17 protein-coding genes and 2 riboswitches are annotated in these 15,329 nt (G+C 35.6%); of the genes, 7 read left to right on the forward strand and 10 right to left on the reverse strand.

Annotated features, from left to right (window positions below; all coding sequences use genetic code 11):
* Positions 1 to 79 precede the first annotated feature (79 nt).
* Positions 80 to 1,756 carry a glycoside hydrolase family 13 protein gene (locus BR72_RS01270; protein WP_035429276.1) on the reverse strand — a complete coding sequence of 559 codons (1,677 nt, stop codon included), beginning with the start codon at positions 1,754 to 1,756 and terminating at the stop codon, positions 80 to 82.
* 299 nt (positions 1,757 to 2,055) lie between these two features.
* Here BR72_RS01270 and BR72_RS01275 point away from each other — a divergent pair, with 299 nt between their 5' ends.
* A complete protein-coding gene (locus BR72_RS01275; protein WP_035429278.1) occupies positions 2,056 to 3,156 on the forward strand; it encodes an ABC transporter ATP-binding protein in 1,101 nt (366 codons plus the stop codon).
* A 600-nt stretch (positions 3,157 to 3,756) separates the two neighbouring features.
* Here BR72_RS01275 and BR72_RS01280 read toward each other — a convergent pair.
* Positions 3,757 to 4,212, reverse strand: coding sequence for an RDD family protein (locus tag BR72_RS01280; protein ID WP_035429279.1), 456 nt, complete (start codon positions 4,210 to 4,212; stop codon positions 3,757 to 3,759).
* 140 nt (positions 4,213 to 4,352) lie between these two features.
* On the opposite strand from BR72_RS01280, the gene BR72_RS01285 reads away from it, so the two are divergent.
* Positions 4,353 to 4,775, forward strand: coding sequence for a DUF3997 domain-containing protein (locus BR72_RS01285; protein WP_035429281.1), 423 nt, complete (start codon positions 4,353 to 4,355; stop codon positions 4,773 to 4,775).
* A gap of 34 nt (positions 4,776 to 4,809) precedes the next feature.
* Here the strand turns inward: BR72_RS01285 and BR72_RS01290 are convergent, their stop codons facing one another.
* The 6 genes from BR72_RS01290 to BR72_RS01315 form a co-directional block, all read right to left on the reverse strand.
* Entirely contained in the window at positions 4,810 to 5,151 is a 342-nt protein-coding gene (locus BR72_RS01290) for a hypothetical protein (RefSeq protein WP_035429282.1), read from the reverse strand.
* An 85-nt stretch (positions 5,152 to 5,236) separates the two neighbouring features.
* Positions 5,237 to 5,746, reverse strand: coding sequence for a GNAT family N-acetyltransferase (locus BR72_RS01295; RefSeq protein ID WP_035429284.1), 510 nt, complete (start codon positions 5,744 to 5,746; stop codon positions 5,237 to 5,239).
* Between the two features lie 179 nt (positions 5,747 to 5,925).
* Positions 5,926 to 6,672 carry a hypothetical protein gene (locus BR72_RS01300; protein ID WP_035429286.1) on the reverse strand — a complete coding sequence of 249 codons (747 nt, stop codon included), beginning with the start codon at positions 6,670 to 6,672 and terminating at the stop codon, positions 5,926 to 5,928.
* A gap of 159 nt (positions 6,673 to 6,831) precedes the next feature.
* On the reverse strand, positions 6,832 to 8,007 hold the full coding sequence (locus tag BR72_RS01305; protein ID WP_035429288.1) for an acetyl-CoA C-acetyltransferase: 1,176 nt from the start codon (positions 8,005 to 8,007) through the stop codon (positions 6,832 to 6,834).
* Between the two features lie 132 nt (positions 8,008 to 8,139).
* Positions 8,140 to 8,589: an NUDIX hydrolase gene (locus tag BR72_RS01310; RefSeq protein WP_035429289.1), complete on the reverse strand. Its 450-nt coding sequence runs from the start codon at positions 8,587 to 8,589 to the stop codon at positions 8,140 to 8,142.
* A 123-nt stretch (positions 8,590 to 8,712) separates the two neighbouring features.
* Positions 8,713 to 9,006 (reverse strand): DUF3928 family protein, encoded by a 294-nt coding sequence (locus tag BR72_RS01315; RefSeq protein WP_035429291.1) that lies wholly within the window; start codon positions 9,004 to 9,006, stop codon positions 8,713 to 8,715.
* A gap of 640 nt (positions 9,007 to 9,646) precedes the next feature.
* Between BR72_RS01315 and BR72_RS01320 the strand changes: the two genes are divergently transcribed.
* From BR72_RS01320 to BR72_RS01340, 4 genes are all read left to right on the forward strand, one after another.
* Positions 9,647 to 10,033: a hypothetical protein gene (locus BR72_RS01320; protein ID WP_035429293.1), complete on the forward strand. Its 387-nt coding sequence runs from the start codon at positions 9,647 to 9,649 to the stop codon at positions 10,031 to 10,033.
* A 39-nt stretch (positions 10,034 to 10,072) separates the two neighbouring features.
* Positions 10,073 to 10,366: a hypothetical protein gene (locus BR72_RS01325; RefSeq protein ID WP_035429295.1), complete on the forward strand. Its 294-nt coding sequence runs from the start codon at positions 10,073 to 10,075 to the stop codon at positions 10,364 to 10,366.
* Positions 10,367 to 10,420: 54 nt separating this feature from the next.
* Positions 10,421 to 11,038, forward strand: a complete 618-nt coding sequence (locus tag BR72_RS01330; protein ID WP_035429296.1) for an ImmA/IrrE family metallo-endopeptidase — start codon at positions 10,421 to 10,423, stop codon at positions 11,036 to 11,038.
* A 398-nt stretch (positions 11,039 to 11,436) separates the two neighbouring features.
* Entirely contained in the window at positions 11,437 to 12,213 is a 777-nt protein-coding gene (locus tag BR72_RS01340) for a 3-hydroxybutyrate dehydrogenase (RefSeq protein ID WP_035429300.1), read from the forward strand.
* A gap of 271 nt (positions 12,214 to 12,484) precedes the next feature.
* On the opposite strand, the gene BR72_RS01345 is transcribed toward BR72_RS01340, so the two are convergent.
* Together BR72_RS01345 and BR72_RS01350 are read right to left on the reverse strand one after the other, a co-directional pair.
* Positions 12,485 to 12,646, reverse strand: coding sequence for a YvrJ family protein (locus BR72_RS01345; protein WP_035429302.1), 162 nt, complete (start codon positions 12,644 to 12,646; stop codon positions 12,485 to 12,487).
* A 195-nt stretch (positions 12,647 to 12,841) separates the two neighbouring features.
* Positions 12,842 to 12,987: riboswitch (SAM riboswitch) on the reverse strand.
* 61 nt (positions 12,988 to 13,048) lie between these two features.
* The gene (locus tag BR72_RS01350) at positions 13,049 to 13,840 is read right to left on the reverse strand and encodes a carbon-nitrogen family hydrolase (protein WP_035429304.1); all 792 of its coding nucleotides are present in this window, start codon (positions 13,838 to 13,840) and stop codon (positions 13,049 to 13,051) included.
* Positions 13,841 to 13,934: 94 nt separating this feature from the next.
* Between BR72_RS01350 and BR72_RS01355 the strand changes: the two genes are divergently transcribed.
* A complete protein-coding gene (locus BR72_RS01355) occupies positions 13,935 to 15,134 on the forward strand; it encodes a pyridoxal phosphate-dependent aminotransferase (RefSeq protein WP_035429306.1) in 1,200 nt (399 codons plus the stop codon).
* Positions 15,135 to 15,185: 51 nt separating this feature from the next.
* Positions 15,186 to 15,292, forward strand: a riboswitch (SAM riboswitch).
* Positions 15,293 to 15,329 lie beyond the last annotated feature (37 nt).

Consider the following 15,329-nt stretch of genomic DNA (forward strand, 5'->3'; position numbering starts at 1 on the left):
ATAAGAAAAGCCTTGTATAAAAAACAAGGCTTTTTCGCTATTTGTTTGAGATGTGTTATATTCTATAACTTCTATCTTCTCATTTCAGTTTATACACCCTCGTTTCATAAGGCTGTAAAGCAATATTTCTAATCAATTCACTCTGAACATCATAATTGTGTATTAATAACTCTGAACTACTATATGTGATCTCTGTTGGCAACGCAAAAACACATGATTCCTCATTAAAGTTTGCAATAACAAGTAATTTCTCATTTTTCCATGTTCTCAAATAAGCAAAAATCGATGGATGATCTTCTAGAATTAAGTCATATGTACCATATACAATAATCTCATGATTTTTACGAAGTTCAATCAATTTCTTGTAGTAATAGAAAATAGAATTTGGGTCATGTAATGCCTGCCATGCATTGATATCTTTATAATTAGGATTTACTTTTAGCCACGGCTTTCCGGTTGTAAATCCAGCATGTTCACTGTCTTCCCATTGCATCGGCGTCCGAGCATTATCGCGTCCTTTTGTATAAATAGATTGCATTACTATTTCATGATTTTCACCACGTTCCATTACTTTTTCACGGTACATATTCAAGGTTTCAATATCACGGTAATCCTCAATTGAATCAAATTGGACATTTGTCATCCCAATCTCTTCACCTTGATAAATATAAGGAGTTCCTTTCATCATATGAAGTACCGTCGCTAACATTTTCGCTGATGGAATACGATACAATTTATCGTTACCAAAACGAGATACAACACGCGGCTGATCATGATTATTCCAATACAAACTATTCCATCCTGTACGCTCTAATGCTTTTTGCCACTTTGTTAAATTCTGCTTTAACGTAAGGAGCGAACATGGTATCACATCCCATTTACCATTTTCTCCAGAATCTAAATCCATATGTTCAAATTGAAATACCATCTGCAATTCCTGACGCTCTTCAGCTGTATAAAGTTTAGCTTCTTCCGTTGTTGCACCTGGCATCTCACCAACTGTCATAATGTCATATTTAGATAGCACTTCTTGATTCATTTCATGTAAATATGGATGAATATTAGGTCCATTCATAAAGTATTGATGTCCAGATACATACCCTTCCGTTTCAACATCAACAGCTGGGAGCCCCTCTGTTTTTGAAATAAAATTAATAACATCCATACGGAAACCATCAATTCCTTTATCAAGCCAAAATTTCATCATCTCATAAATCTCTTTACGTACATTCTCATTATCCCAGTTTAGATCCGGTTGCTTTTTTGAAAATAAATGTAAATAATATTCATCTGTCGTTTCATCATATTGCCAAGCCGACCCACTAAAAGCAGCTCCCCAGTTATTGGGCTCTTTTCCATCTTTTCCTTTACGCCAAATATAGTAATCTCTAAAAGGATTATCTTTTGACTTCCGAGATTCAACAAACCAATGATGTTCATCTGAAGTATGATTAACTACTAAATCCATCATTAATTTCATATTACGTTTATGCATTTCACTTAACAATTTATCCCAATCATTCATCGTCCCAAATTCATCCATAATCTTACGATAATCGCTAATATCATAACCATTATCATCGTTTGGAGATTCGTAAACTGGCGACAACCAAATTACATCTATACCTAGTTCTTGTAAATAATCAAGCTTTGAAATAATTCCGCGAAGATCACCAATTCCATCACCATTACTATCCATAAAGCTACGCGGATAAATTTGATATACAACACTTTCTCTCCACCATTGTTTCTCCATCATAATCCCCCATCTCATTATTTATTCACAAAATAGCGCAAACGTTTTCATGAGTGAATAATAACAGATTATAGACAAAATGAAAACAAACTTACACTCTTTACTATGATCAAACAGTTGTAAAACCAGCGTTCTACCAATAATAAGAACGCAGTATTTAATTAATAAGAACACAATACTTAAACCGTAATTTTAAAAAATATGCAAACGTTTTAATTTTTTTATTTATTTTTTTTATGCACTCATTTATAATAAAACGAAAGAAAACGTTTTCACATTTTTGCTGGGGGGAAAAATCAATGGCAGAACTAAAATTAGAAAACATTTACAAAATATATGATAATGATGTAACAGCAGTAACAGACTTCAATTTACACATACAAGATAAAGAGTTTATCGTATTCGTTGGTCCATCTGGATGCGGGAAATCCACAACATTACGGATGGTTGCTGGTTTAGAAGATATTTCAAAAGGTGAATTTTCAATTGATGGCAAATTAATGAATGACGTTCCTCCGAAAGATCGCGACATTGCAATGGTCTTTCAAAACTATGCACTCTATCCGCATATGAGTGTTTATGATAACATGGCATTTGGCTTAAAGCTTCGTAAAATATCAAAAGACGAAATTGATCGCCGCGTGAAAGATGCAGCCCGTATTTTAGGGCTTGAAGATTATTTAAACCGAAAACCAAAAGCATTATCAGGAGGACAGCGGCAACGTGTTGCATTAGGACGTGCCATTGTTCGTGATGCAAAAGTCTTCTTAATGGACGAGCCATTATCAAACCTTGATGCAAAATTACGAGTAACAATGCGTTCAGAAATTTCTAAGCTGCACCAAAGACTTGGAACAACAACTATTTATGTAACACATGACCAAACAGAGGCTATGACAATGGCATCGCGCCTTGTTGTTATGAAAGATGGGAAAATACAGCAGATTGGAACACCAAAAGAAGTATACGAAACACCTGAAAATATTTTCGTTGGCGGATTTATTGGTTCTCCTGCGATGAACTTCTTACGTGGTCAGTTAACAGAAAGTCACTTTGTAGTAGACAATAAAGTTAAAATTAAAGTATCTGAAGGAAAAATGAAACTACTGAGCGAACAAGGCTACATTAACCAAGAAATTATTTTAGGAATACGTCCAGAAGATATTCATGATGAACTCTTATTTTTAGAAGCTTCACAAGATACAACATTTACAACAAAAATTGAAGTTGCTGAACTATTAGGTGCGGAATCCATTTTATATATGAAACTTGGAAATCAAGATTTTGTAGCACGTGTCGATGCGAGACATACGTTTACAAACGGTGATCAAATCCAGCTTGCATTTGATATGAACAAAGCGCACTTCTTTGATGTAAAAACCGAAAATCGCATTCGCTAAATACAAAGAAACCGTCCATATTCATGGACGGTTTTCCATTATAATATTACCTCTGCTGTATGAAATGGTTGTTGCTTTGTTCCTATAACACCAGAAGTCGGTAAATCTGTTAACATCATTTCTTAGACCGACAAATATAAGAATTTCCCCAAATGTAAAATTAGTACCCTTCATTATAAATATATCATTTTAAAAATTTTCATTCCAATTAAAAAAAGCGCGCCTTTCCGTGACGCGCCATTAATATGGAGGGTACTATATAGGAGATGCCTGTCCTATATAAATTCTATTATATCAATTAAATTTATCGAATTTTGTAAAAATTTATACTCGATGAAATTTTTTATTAAAACGATCCCTCTTTACCAAATTACCAAAAACAAATTTTGACAATAATAAAGAAAGAGAAGTAGTTACTCCTCTTTCTTTATCCCGCTATTCGTGGGCAGTAATACTCCCACCTCAAAATTCAGTGAAAGCAGTGTTCAGTTCCAGTGGCTAGAATGTTAGGTGGGAGATAAACTGTTCGTAAAAGCCCGATTGGTAAGGGTTGATAATCAGTGGGGAATGAAGAAAACCCCCACTGATTAAAGTTTCACTTTATACAATGCTTATAACTCTAGTTTTTACTATAAGATCATGATACCCGCTATTATCACTTCTAAACAGCATCATGTATATATTACATATTATTGGAATTCCAAGAAATAAAATATTTGGTATTAATAATACAATAAACCTCATTGTTAATATTCCAAGCGTTAACTTTTCATTTGTAAGTGCTACAAGTTTTGTACGTGTAAATTTTTTCCCTGGTGTATATCCATTCCAAATAAATGGTAGAACAATAAAATAAAGTGCCATTAATAAACATACTAGTCCAAGATCATAACGAATATCTCCTAAACTTACATTAAAACGATTCAAAATCGCCTTATAGTTTCCTGTTGTGATCGCGACTATAGCACCGTACAGAACAGAAATGAAAAACATATCGATAATTGCAGCCCCTATGCGATTCATAACGATCGTCGGACGATGTATTTTCAGCTTCATGTTGTGTCGACTCCTTTTTCTATCCTTTATGTTTCATCCTATCATGTCTAAAAACAGTTGTAAACAACGCATAAATTGGTGTTTTACTATCTTTTCCTGTACAATATGTATCAATCATATTTCGGAAGGAGGAGCTCATATTGAAACGATTCATCATCTTCTGCTCTTTCATACTTTTAGCTAGTTGTTCAACAGATTCTAAGCACTCTCATTACAGTATTGGTGATGAATATGAGCTTATTGCTGTTACTAGTGACGCCCTAGAACTTTTTCCAAAATCAGACGCCTTGTATGCTTCTCAATATATTCCAGCAAAAATTGTAGAAATTGCTTGGAACGACGCTTATATTTTAGCTAAACAAATAGACCAAACAGATGACCCTAACAACCCTGACGCCTCAATTACCAATCAAGCGATAGAAAATTATTGGATTATTGATTTAAAAAACAACCGCCGATTTGGTCCCTATACAAAAAAACAATTTGAAGAACAAAAACACGAATTTCGTATCTCAGAACAATTACAGAACGTGAAAACTTACTATAAAAAACAAAAATCTTAAAAAAGGCCAAATGTGTCATTTGACCTTTTTCTCATTAATTTTCTTTGTAAAACAACATTCCATACACAATAGTTCCAAACATAATACAAAATAATAATATGAATGCCCGTTGAATCAATCCAATATGCAATTGCAAAGTGACTTGAACACTCTCACCGTTATAATATCCATAGCCATAGAAAAAAACAAACATCAATATAAATATATAAATTTTGTATTTATAAAAATAATGTGCAATACTCATCCCTATCCCAAATAGTACTCCTATACATACAATTTCATATAAAAGATGAATAAGTGATAACTGCACGATTCGTTGTAACATATATAATAAGCCTATTTGAAAACAAACCGCTAACATAACTCCGATTAACACCGTGAATCCCCTCACGGATTGTCTCCCCTTTCACTCTATTCACTTCATTATATTCAAGAAGCGATAAAACGAGCGGGGGGTTGTACTACTTAAGAAGAGTTTTTATATCTTTCCAGCCGTATGCAGTTTCTTCTACGTGTAATTCTTCAATTTGTTTCTTGTCTACAAAAGAGCCTTGTAATGCTTCATAAAAATATTTAGAAGGATTACTTGCCACTACCCAAACAAGCATAGAATAGCAGCCATTTTCATATAAATCCACTGCTACCGCTTTTAGCAATCTTTTCCCGAGCTGATTTCGCTGGTATTCTTTTAAAATATATATCGCATATAACTCTCCGTCATATCCATAACTACCTGTTCTTTCTTTCCCTCCATCTGCAAAACCGATTATTTTTCCGTCAACTGTTTTAGCAACATAAACATGTGAATGCTGTTCCTGTAATATTTTTCTCCATAATCCTTCTCGCTTCTTATATGATTTTTTATCTAGCACTTCTTTTGGCATAATCCCTTCATATGTCTCTCTCCAACTATCAACATGAACACGCGCGAGTTCTGTTGCATCATTTACATTCGCTTTGACAATATACATTTTTTCATCTCCCTGCAAATTACTATATAAATATAAATTCTCTATAAAACGACATATCTCCTCTACGACATTTAGGTCGATACTTTGTAGCGATACAACATAACCTATAATCGTTCTCCCCCAAAAAATGGTCTTTACACCCTTTTTAACTTATATAACAACGAAAAACCATTTCACTATTATAATGAAATGGTAAATGTTTGTGGTTCTGCTATTTTTTCATGTGTGTCTCCTGCCGCCAATACATCTGTTGTAAAAGAAACTTTTTTTACTTTTTCATTAGGATCACTTAGTACAAGCCCAATTAAGCCATCCCTTTTTTCACCAGAACTATAATCCTCTCTCGATACACTTCTTGTACCAATAAGCGTATCTTCTGCATATAAAAAGTTTTTCGTTGGTACATGAAATGATTGCGTTTCATTTACAGTTACATTATTCATAGAAAAAAACTGCATCTCTTTGTCACTTGCATTTTCAACCTTATATGTAATTTCAATATATTTAGCAGCAGCATCGATATCCTGTCCACTTAATGATGCATACAATTCTGCTTCCGTTTGCTCCAATGTCTCATTTAAGCGACGTTGTACTTCTTCTGGAGTTAATTTTGTATACATTTTTAGCGTCTCTTTTGTGTCGGTTTTCATATTTGATAATGTAATCACTCTGATATTTTCTACATAGATTTTCATCGTTCCAACTGTAAATGTTTCATTTACATGTTTTATTTGTTCTAATTTTAAAGTTCCCCAGTTTTTTTGCTTAATCTCTTGCCCTACTTTTGTTAGTTGTAAACCGCCATATTCATTTGTCTCAGGAATAGCCTGTTTCTTCGGTTGCTTCACTTTTTCTTGCTTTGCACACCCACTTAAAATTATAAGAATGCTGCATAAAATATAAAATACATTCCTGATTTTCATCATCTTTCTCCTGTCACTATATACTATGAAACTATCATTTCATGTACTATTATACTATATATATTTAGAAGCTCTTTTTTTGAAGTTTACGAAAGACTACTCCATCATCTATTCCGTTCATAAACAAAACCAGCTAGTGTATCTACTAGCTGGTTTTGTTTATTATAATGCTTCTATAAATAACGCTACTCCCATACCGCCGCCGACGCAAAGAGAAGCAATTCCTTTTTCTAATCCCCGTCTTCTTAATTCATGAATTAAGCTTACTGTAATCCGTGCTCCTGTACACCCAATTGGATGACCAAGACCAATTCCACTGCCGTTTACATTTACTTTTTCACGATTTAAACCTAATTCTTTCTCTACCGCTAAATATTGTGCAGCAAATGCTTCATTAATTTCAAATAAATCTGCATCATTTACTGACCAATTTACATTTTGCAGTCCTTTTTGAATTGCTGGCACTGGCCCTATCCCCATAAATTTCGGATCAACACCCGCTACAGAGTATCCAACAATTCTTGCTAATGCTTGAAGCCCTTTTTCTTTTGCTTTTTCTTCACTCATTAAGACTAACGCTGCACTTCCGTCATTAATACCCGATGCGTTTCCTGCAGTTACTGTTCCACCTTTGCGAAAAGCTGCTTTTAAACCCGAAAGTTTTTCTGCCGTAATATCTGCACGAGGATGTTCATCTTTAGAAATGACAATCTCTTTTCTCCGTTCCTTTTTCGTAATCGGAACAATTTGCTCATCAAAATAGCCCGCTTCGATTGCATGAAGAGCACGTTGATGGCTTAACAACGCTACTTCATCTTGTTCTTCGCGAGAAATTTCATATTGCTCGGCAAGATTTTCTGCAGTTTCTCCCATCATAAAATGATGGATTGGATCTTCTAACACTTCCCATACCATATCACGAATTTCTCCATGTTGTAGTCGTTGTCCCCAGCGGTTTTCTTTTAATACATACGGACTAGAGCTCATCGCTTCTACTCCTCCTGCAACAACAACATCACTTACACCTAATTGAATTTGCATTGCTGCTGAAATTAGCGCCTGCATACCTGAAGCACATTGACGCTGAATTGTATAGCCAGTAACCGTATCGGGAAATCCCGCCATAAGAGCTGCTGTTCTTGCTGTATTTGCCTCATCTGTTCGCTGAATACAGTGACCTAAAATCACTTCATCTACTTCACTAGGCGACACACCGCCTCTTTTTACAACTTCCTGCAATACAGGAACTATAAGTTCAGTTGGTTTTACACTTTTGAAGGCTCCTCCAAACGTTCCAATTGGCGAACGAACTGCCGCTGTTACGACTACATTACGCATCGTGTACTTTCTCCTCTCTTATGTATCCTAGTAAACTTCGGATGGAATACCATAAGATGAATATCTATGTCTATTATATTACGAAGAAATCAAAAAATCAAAATACTCAATAAAATAAAAAGATAATCGCCCCTATTCTGTCAGCGCTAATAAAAATTTTTGAAAGATTTTTTCTGTCGTTGTATTCAATTTTGGCAATTTATCAATTGGAAAATATCGTATATCCAATCCTTCTTCATCACAATGTATTTCACCGCTTACACGATGCGCCTGAAATACATTGATTACATTATAAATTTCGTCTCCATGCGGAAAACGATAATATAAATCTTGACCAGAGAGCACGCCGAGAAACTGTAAGGAATCTGTTTGTAACCCTGTTTCTTCTCTTAATTCTCTTTCTGCGGTCTCTTCAATTGTTTCACCTAATTCCATCGCTCCCCCTGGTAATCCCCAATCATATGTATCAGATCGAAGTTGTAATAACACTTCATTCTTTTCATTTAAAACAATAATTGCCGATCCTACTATTATTAGTGGTTTTGTTCCAATTAATTTCCTTAGTTCCTGTATATACCCCATTATGTAACTCTCCTTTCTTTTTCTCTCCTATAATAGCAAAATTCTTTATTTGTTTGATACATATAAAATATTTAGATGCATAAAAAGAGGCTAACTCACATTAGCCTCTTCCCTGCTTATTATCTAGCCTATATGACTTTCGTATTTTACGTCCTCAAATGCTTTTTCAATTTCTTCATCCTGGTAATGAACATATGTAAAACGTCCTAACCCTACTAAACGTGCAATTTCCCGCAATACTTTTCCTTGTTCATACCCTTCTTTGATAGTGATATGAACATAAAACTTCATAAGCGGGTTCTCATACAACGATTCCTGCACTTCCACACATACATTTTCTACCCCTTGTACCACTTGAGCATAACTCGCAAATTGATAAATAGCTTCACGATCTGAAACAATTTTAAGTGTATACATGTTTTTTCCCCCTTTTCTTTTTACTATAACAAAAAATAGGTATATAAATATGTCGAAGTTTGACTATTTTCTGACTTCTTTTCATCATTTCTTATTCTGCAATTTACGAATAGTAAAGCCGCATCCTCAAGTTTCAGATAAAATGAACAAATCTTTTATCTGAAATACAACCGCTAATACAAATACACCTATTTTTGTATTAAAACTTTTCACACATTCATGTAAATATAATAAATTATTATTAACTCACGTTATAACAGGATAAAGCGAAACTTTAATCAGTGGGGTTTTCTTCACCCCCCACTGATTATCAGCCCTCACCAATCGGGCTTTTACGGGCAGTTTATCTCCCGCCTAACTTCTTAAGAAAAGCGGAAGCGGCTCGCTCAGAATCGCAGGACGCCCACGCACAGGGCGGAGAGGAGCTTTTTGCCTCGTCCGAGGGGGCGAAACGACCGAAGATTCTAGCCGCTAAAGCTGGACAATGCTTCCGCTGAATTTTGAGGCGGGAGTATTACCGCCCGCGAATAGCGGGATAAAAACAACACAAAATGATAGTTCATTTGTCCATACACTTTTTCTCTTTTTACATAAAGTATCCTATAGACATTTTATGTAGCTATTAAAGGAGAGGATTCTCTTGTATTATTTTCACGGTTGCAGCCGAAAGAAACTCCAATGTAATGATAATAATAATAATTATAAACAGCCCGATTCCCAAGACCCAATACCAAAAGAACATACACACAATCACAACGTTGCTCAAATTTCAGATAGTGGAAATTCTCACGTAAATTTAAACGTAGACTCTGATATAGATTCTGAAACAGCTTCTTCTAATAGTCAGTCTAATGATGTAGAACAAGAACAGACTCAGACACAGAGGCCTGCACAAGGGCAATCGAACACAGATGTTACAAACCAACTATTAGCAGCCCTGCTTCCATTCTTAACAAATGCATTAAATAATGCTACCCAACCCCAGCAGAGTAACCAAAGCCAAAACAAAAACAATTTAGATGAATAGGCTACTAAAAGTAGCCTATTTTTGTAAGGAGGATTGACCATGCGGCGAAATAGCTCTAATATTTCAAATAGCGGAAATTCTAATGTTAATGTGAACGTCACCGTCGATACAAGTTCCATTGCTTGTGCAATGATGTGTTATTGGCATACGAGCGGTATGATTACTGATGAACAGTTCACACATATGATAACAAATTTTAATAGCTTATTAAATAAAGAGGATCATATACTTCCGCAGTTCTTATCAAATAAAGAATGTTCTCCTTACTTTGTTCGACAAAAAAACAATTTAAATACATTAAAAACATATATCCCCCCTTTTTTCAATCGTTAAGTACATTTCCTCTTTATCCAGATAAAAAAGTTCATTATATTTGAGGTGTTTCCTATGTGTCCTTACGTTAACATATGTATTTGCATTACTCCCGGATCTCATATTGATGATGAACGTATTGCTAAAGACATTGCAATTGCTGAATATATTTGGCATCCTATCCTATTTAAAATTGAGAATGTCAATGTACTAGATGAGCCATATCGTTTTTATGATGGTGAAATTAGTTACGTATCTTCGTTAAAATCACAACCGAAGTTGACTTCTTTATTTGCTGAATGCAGGGATCATGCACCGCAATGTGATATTTATATTTGTTATATCGGCAGTAATTATTTTCAAGAAAACTCCATTATCGCTTGCGCCTATTCTTTAGCCGTTCACACACAAATTAAAGGTTATATTGTATTAACAAATGCCGCATCAGCTTCGCAGAACATGTACACACTTGCACACGAACTTGGCCACATTTTATTCACGCGACGTGTACAGGACAAGCTTACAATTGCAGATCCCGAGTGTCCAAACGGTTCCGAGCACCATCCTTCTCCTACAAACCTTATGCATTACATCATTCCTCCCCCTCATAAATCAAAAATAGATTCCTTATTAACGAATACACAAAGAGAATTATCTTTACAAAGTCCTTTATTGCGTATAGAAAAAGAGTAACTATTATAATTACTTCTATATATACAAGTCAAAGAGCCGATATAAAAACTCTTTTCTTTTTAGAAGGACGAGAGCATCTGGCCACGCATAGAAACGGTCAGGGCCTTTTCCTACCACATGCAAGGATGAAAACAAAACAAGAAAACAAGTAGCGGCCATGTTGTATTCTGCAAAGCAGCGACTTATATGTTGAAAAATCACCATGAATTTATATAAATCATTTCTTTCTTCTACTCTAAAAGGTTTTATAACTTCTTTTATTCCTTTTGTTAATAAATACACCTTCGTATTAACTAAAAACTTTTCCCCCTTCTCTAGAAACTTGCAGGATTTCCTATTTCGCTTCTATAAATAGAGCAATAGAGCTAACTATATTCATAGAGGAGATGGAATAAAACATGTTTAAAAATCGCGTTGTATTTTTAACAGGTGCAGCAAGCGGAATTGGATATGAAATAGGAAAAGCCTTTGCGAAAGAAGGTGCAACTGTAATGATTACGGATCGGTTAGAGAACCGAGTACAAGAGGCAGTGCAACAATTACAAAACGAAGGATATAAAGTATTTGGAATGCAATGTGATGTAACAGTAGAACGTGAGATTGAACGAGCTATCGCTGAAACTGTTACACGATTTGGTTCACTTGATGTATTAGTTAATAATGCAGGTATGCAATACGTTTCTCCAATTGAAGATTTCCCAACCGAAAAGTTTGAAATGTTGATTAAAATCATGCAAATTGCACCGTTTATTGCAATAAAACATACATTTCCTATTATGAAAAAACAACGATACGGTCGCATCATGAACATTGCTTCTATTAATGGTCTCGTTGGCTTTGCAGGCAAATCTGCATATAATAGCGCCAAGCATGGAGTAATTGGGCTTACAAAAGTCGCTGCATTAGAGGGCGCTGAGTACGGTATTACCGTAAATGCACTTTGTCCAGGCTATGTTGATACCCCGCTTGTTCGTAATCAACTTCAAGATTTAGCTACAACAAGAAACGTACCGCTTGAACATGTACTAGAAGAAGTCATTTACCCACTTGTACCACAACAACGATTATTACATACAGAAGAAATTTCAAACTACGCCTTATTTTTGGCAAGCGAAAAAGCAAAAGGAATTACAGGACAAGCTGTTGTCATTGATGGTGGTTATACAGCGCAGTAAAATTCAACAAACTATTTTCTTTCTCTATAAATCAACTTTAATTTTCCGATATATAAGTCGCCGCTATGCAGACCAAAATATGTACCTGTATTCGCTTCCTCCCTTTGTTTGAAATCTCACATGTGGCAAAAATAGGCCCTGACCGCTTCTACACACGGCCAGATGCTCTTGTCCTCCCCAAAAAGAAAGAGGTTTTTATGTTGTTCTTTAAATTTGGATATATTCACCAACCCAAAAACGGATTGTGCCTCTTCCGCACAATCCGTTTCCGTTACATATTTTCCTTTGGAGATTCATATCCTTGCATTTGCTTTGGTAACTTCTCAATCGCAACAATAACGCTATCTAACTTACTTTCAATTCTATGAAGTAAGTATAGTGTAACAACAATCGGAAAGCCGACATTGCCAATAACTGATATCCATTCCTCCATCGTTGTCTCCTCCCTTCTTATTATAAATAAGTGAAGAGACAAAAAAGTGGTAACTAAAAACAAACTAAATCATTTCAGCTGTTTTTTCTGTTAACTACTTGTATCCCACTTTGTTTCCCCCCTAATATATTAGGGCTTTTCATCATAAGAAAACCCCTTTCTACAACGAAAGAGGTTTGAAGATTCACTTCTCCCCTCTTATCTATCAGAAAGTCTCTCTTTCTGTTGGAATTAGCACCGTTCCTTACTAGGCGCCAATTATGCGCCCCATTTCACAATGGTATTACGGTCGGTTGCTGGGTTTCATCGGGCCAAATCCCTCCACCTGCTCTTGATAAGAGTATATAGTTGTCCGAATTTTCCATTTTCAGTTCTGACTATATCAAGAATAAAATTGGCTTGTCAACTTTTTTTTTGCGCGTACAATTCTGGACGTCGATCAAAAAAAACAGGAATCCCCTTTCGCACTTCTGAGATTTTGTTTGTATCTAATGTTCCAAACAAAATTGTTTCTGTTTCATCAGCTTCAGTAACAATTTCTCCCCAAGGATCAATAATAAGAGAATGTCCTGCAAATACATTATTAGGGTCACTCCCAGCACGATTGCATGCCACAACAAAACATTGATTTTCAATCGCTCTTGCCTGAAGCAATAACCGCCAATGTGCTAAACGAACAAGCGGCCACTCTGCTACAACAAATAATACAGTTGCCCCGTGCGCGGTATGAACGCGCATCCATTCTGGAAAACGAATATCATAGCAAATTGTTCCTGCGCATGGTATATCCTCCAGTAGAAAATGCCCCGTTTCATTTCCAGCAATTAAGTATTTATGCTCATCCATCAGTTGAAACAAATGCACTTTACTATATTCAGCTACAATGTTTCCATTTCGATCACTAACATACATCGTATTTGTAACACCATTCTCTGTCTGTTTAGCGATTGAACCACCGACAATATTTACGTCGTTTTGCTTACTCCACTTTGATAATAAACATTTCGTATAATTCCCATCTAAATCCGCAATTTCAGGAAGGCGCTCTAAATCATAACCTGTTGTCCATAACTCTGGTAATACAAGAACATCTGGATTTTCCTTTATCGCTTCGCTTATTTTTTTTTCAGCATGTTCTATATTTTTTTCAACATCGCCAAAAGTGATATTCATTTGTACACAAGCAATTTTCATTACTCTCTTCCTTCTTCCTTTTTATTTTTTTCTTTACAAAAAGTTGGAAAGACTATATCATTTGTCACTATAATTGTAACAACTTTCAAAAGAGGTGGAAAGTATGAAACATTTTCAACCTTCCGAGATATTAACATCATTACCAACACAATTTTTTGCCTCCCTTGTCGCCAAAGTAAATGGAGTAATGCAAGCTGGTCATGATGTTATTAACTTAGGACAAGGAAATCCTGATCAACCAACACCAGATCACATCGTAATAGCATTACAACGTGCAGCAAAGCACCCTATTCATCATAAATACCCGCCATTTCGAGGACATGATAGTTTAAAAGAGGCTATCGCTACATTTTATGAGCGTGAGTACGGTGTACAATTAAATCCCAAAACAGAAGTAGCTATTCTATTTGGTGGAAAAGCTGGCTTAGTTGAGTTACCACTTTGTTTTACGAATCCAGGTGATACAATCCTCGTTCCTGATCCAGGTTATCCAGATTATTTATCAGGGATAGCCTTAGCAAAAACAAAGATTGCTACAATGCCACTATTATCAGAAAATCAATTTTTACCTGATTACACAAAGATTGATGCACAAGCGGTTGAAAAGGCAAAATTAATGTTTTTAAACTATCCGAACAATCCAACCGGAGCTGTTGCAACACCAAAGTTCTTTGAGGATACTGTATCGTTTGCAAATAAACATGACATTTTAGTCTGTCATGATTTTGCGTATGGAGCGATTGGTTTTGACGCTAAAAAACCAATTAGTTTCTTACAAACTGATGGAGCAAAAAATGTTGGCATTGAAATATATACGTTGTCCAAAACGTATAATATGGCAGGTTGGCGCATTGCATTTGCCGCCGGAAATGAAAGTGTTATTGAAACGATTAACTTATTACAAGATCATATGTATGTTAGTATTTTTGGTGCTGTACAAGAAGCTGCTCGCGAAGCATTATTAAGCCCGCAAACTTGTGTCGATGAACTCGTAGAACGCTATGAATCTCGAAGAAATGCTTTCATTACTGCTTGTCGTTCTATCGGCTGGAATGTCACTTCACCAAAAGGTTCTTTCTTTGCCTGGCTCCCTGTTCCAAATGGGTATACGTCAGAGGAATTTGCTGATGTACTATTAAAACAAGCGCACGTTGCTGTCGCTCCAGGCATCGGCTTCGGCAAACACGGGGAAGGTTATATTCGCGTCGGTTTATTACATTCAGAGGAACGCCTTCAAGAAGCAATTCATAGAATCGCTAAATTAAAAATTTTCAAAAAACAATTGACAACGTAAAAATTCTCTGTCAAAATTCAGTTATCAAAAATTTTAAACATTTCCAAATACTTCTTATCAAGAGCTGGTGGAGGGACGAGCCCGATGAAACCCGGCAACCGATCTACTTTATGTAGGCACGGTGCTAATTCTCGCAGCGTTATGCTGACAGATAAGGAGCTGGTTGTAAAAAACCTCTCCTTAGCTGAGAGGTTT

Origin of the sequence: Bacillus sp. UNC322MFChir4.1 (assembly GCF_000746135.1) — a bacterium.
Taxonomy (GTDB): Bacteria; Bacillota; Bacilli; order Bacillales; family Bacillaceae_G; genus Bacillus_A.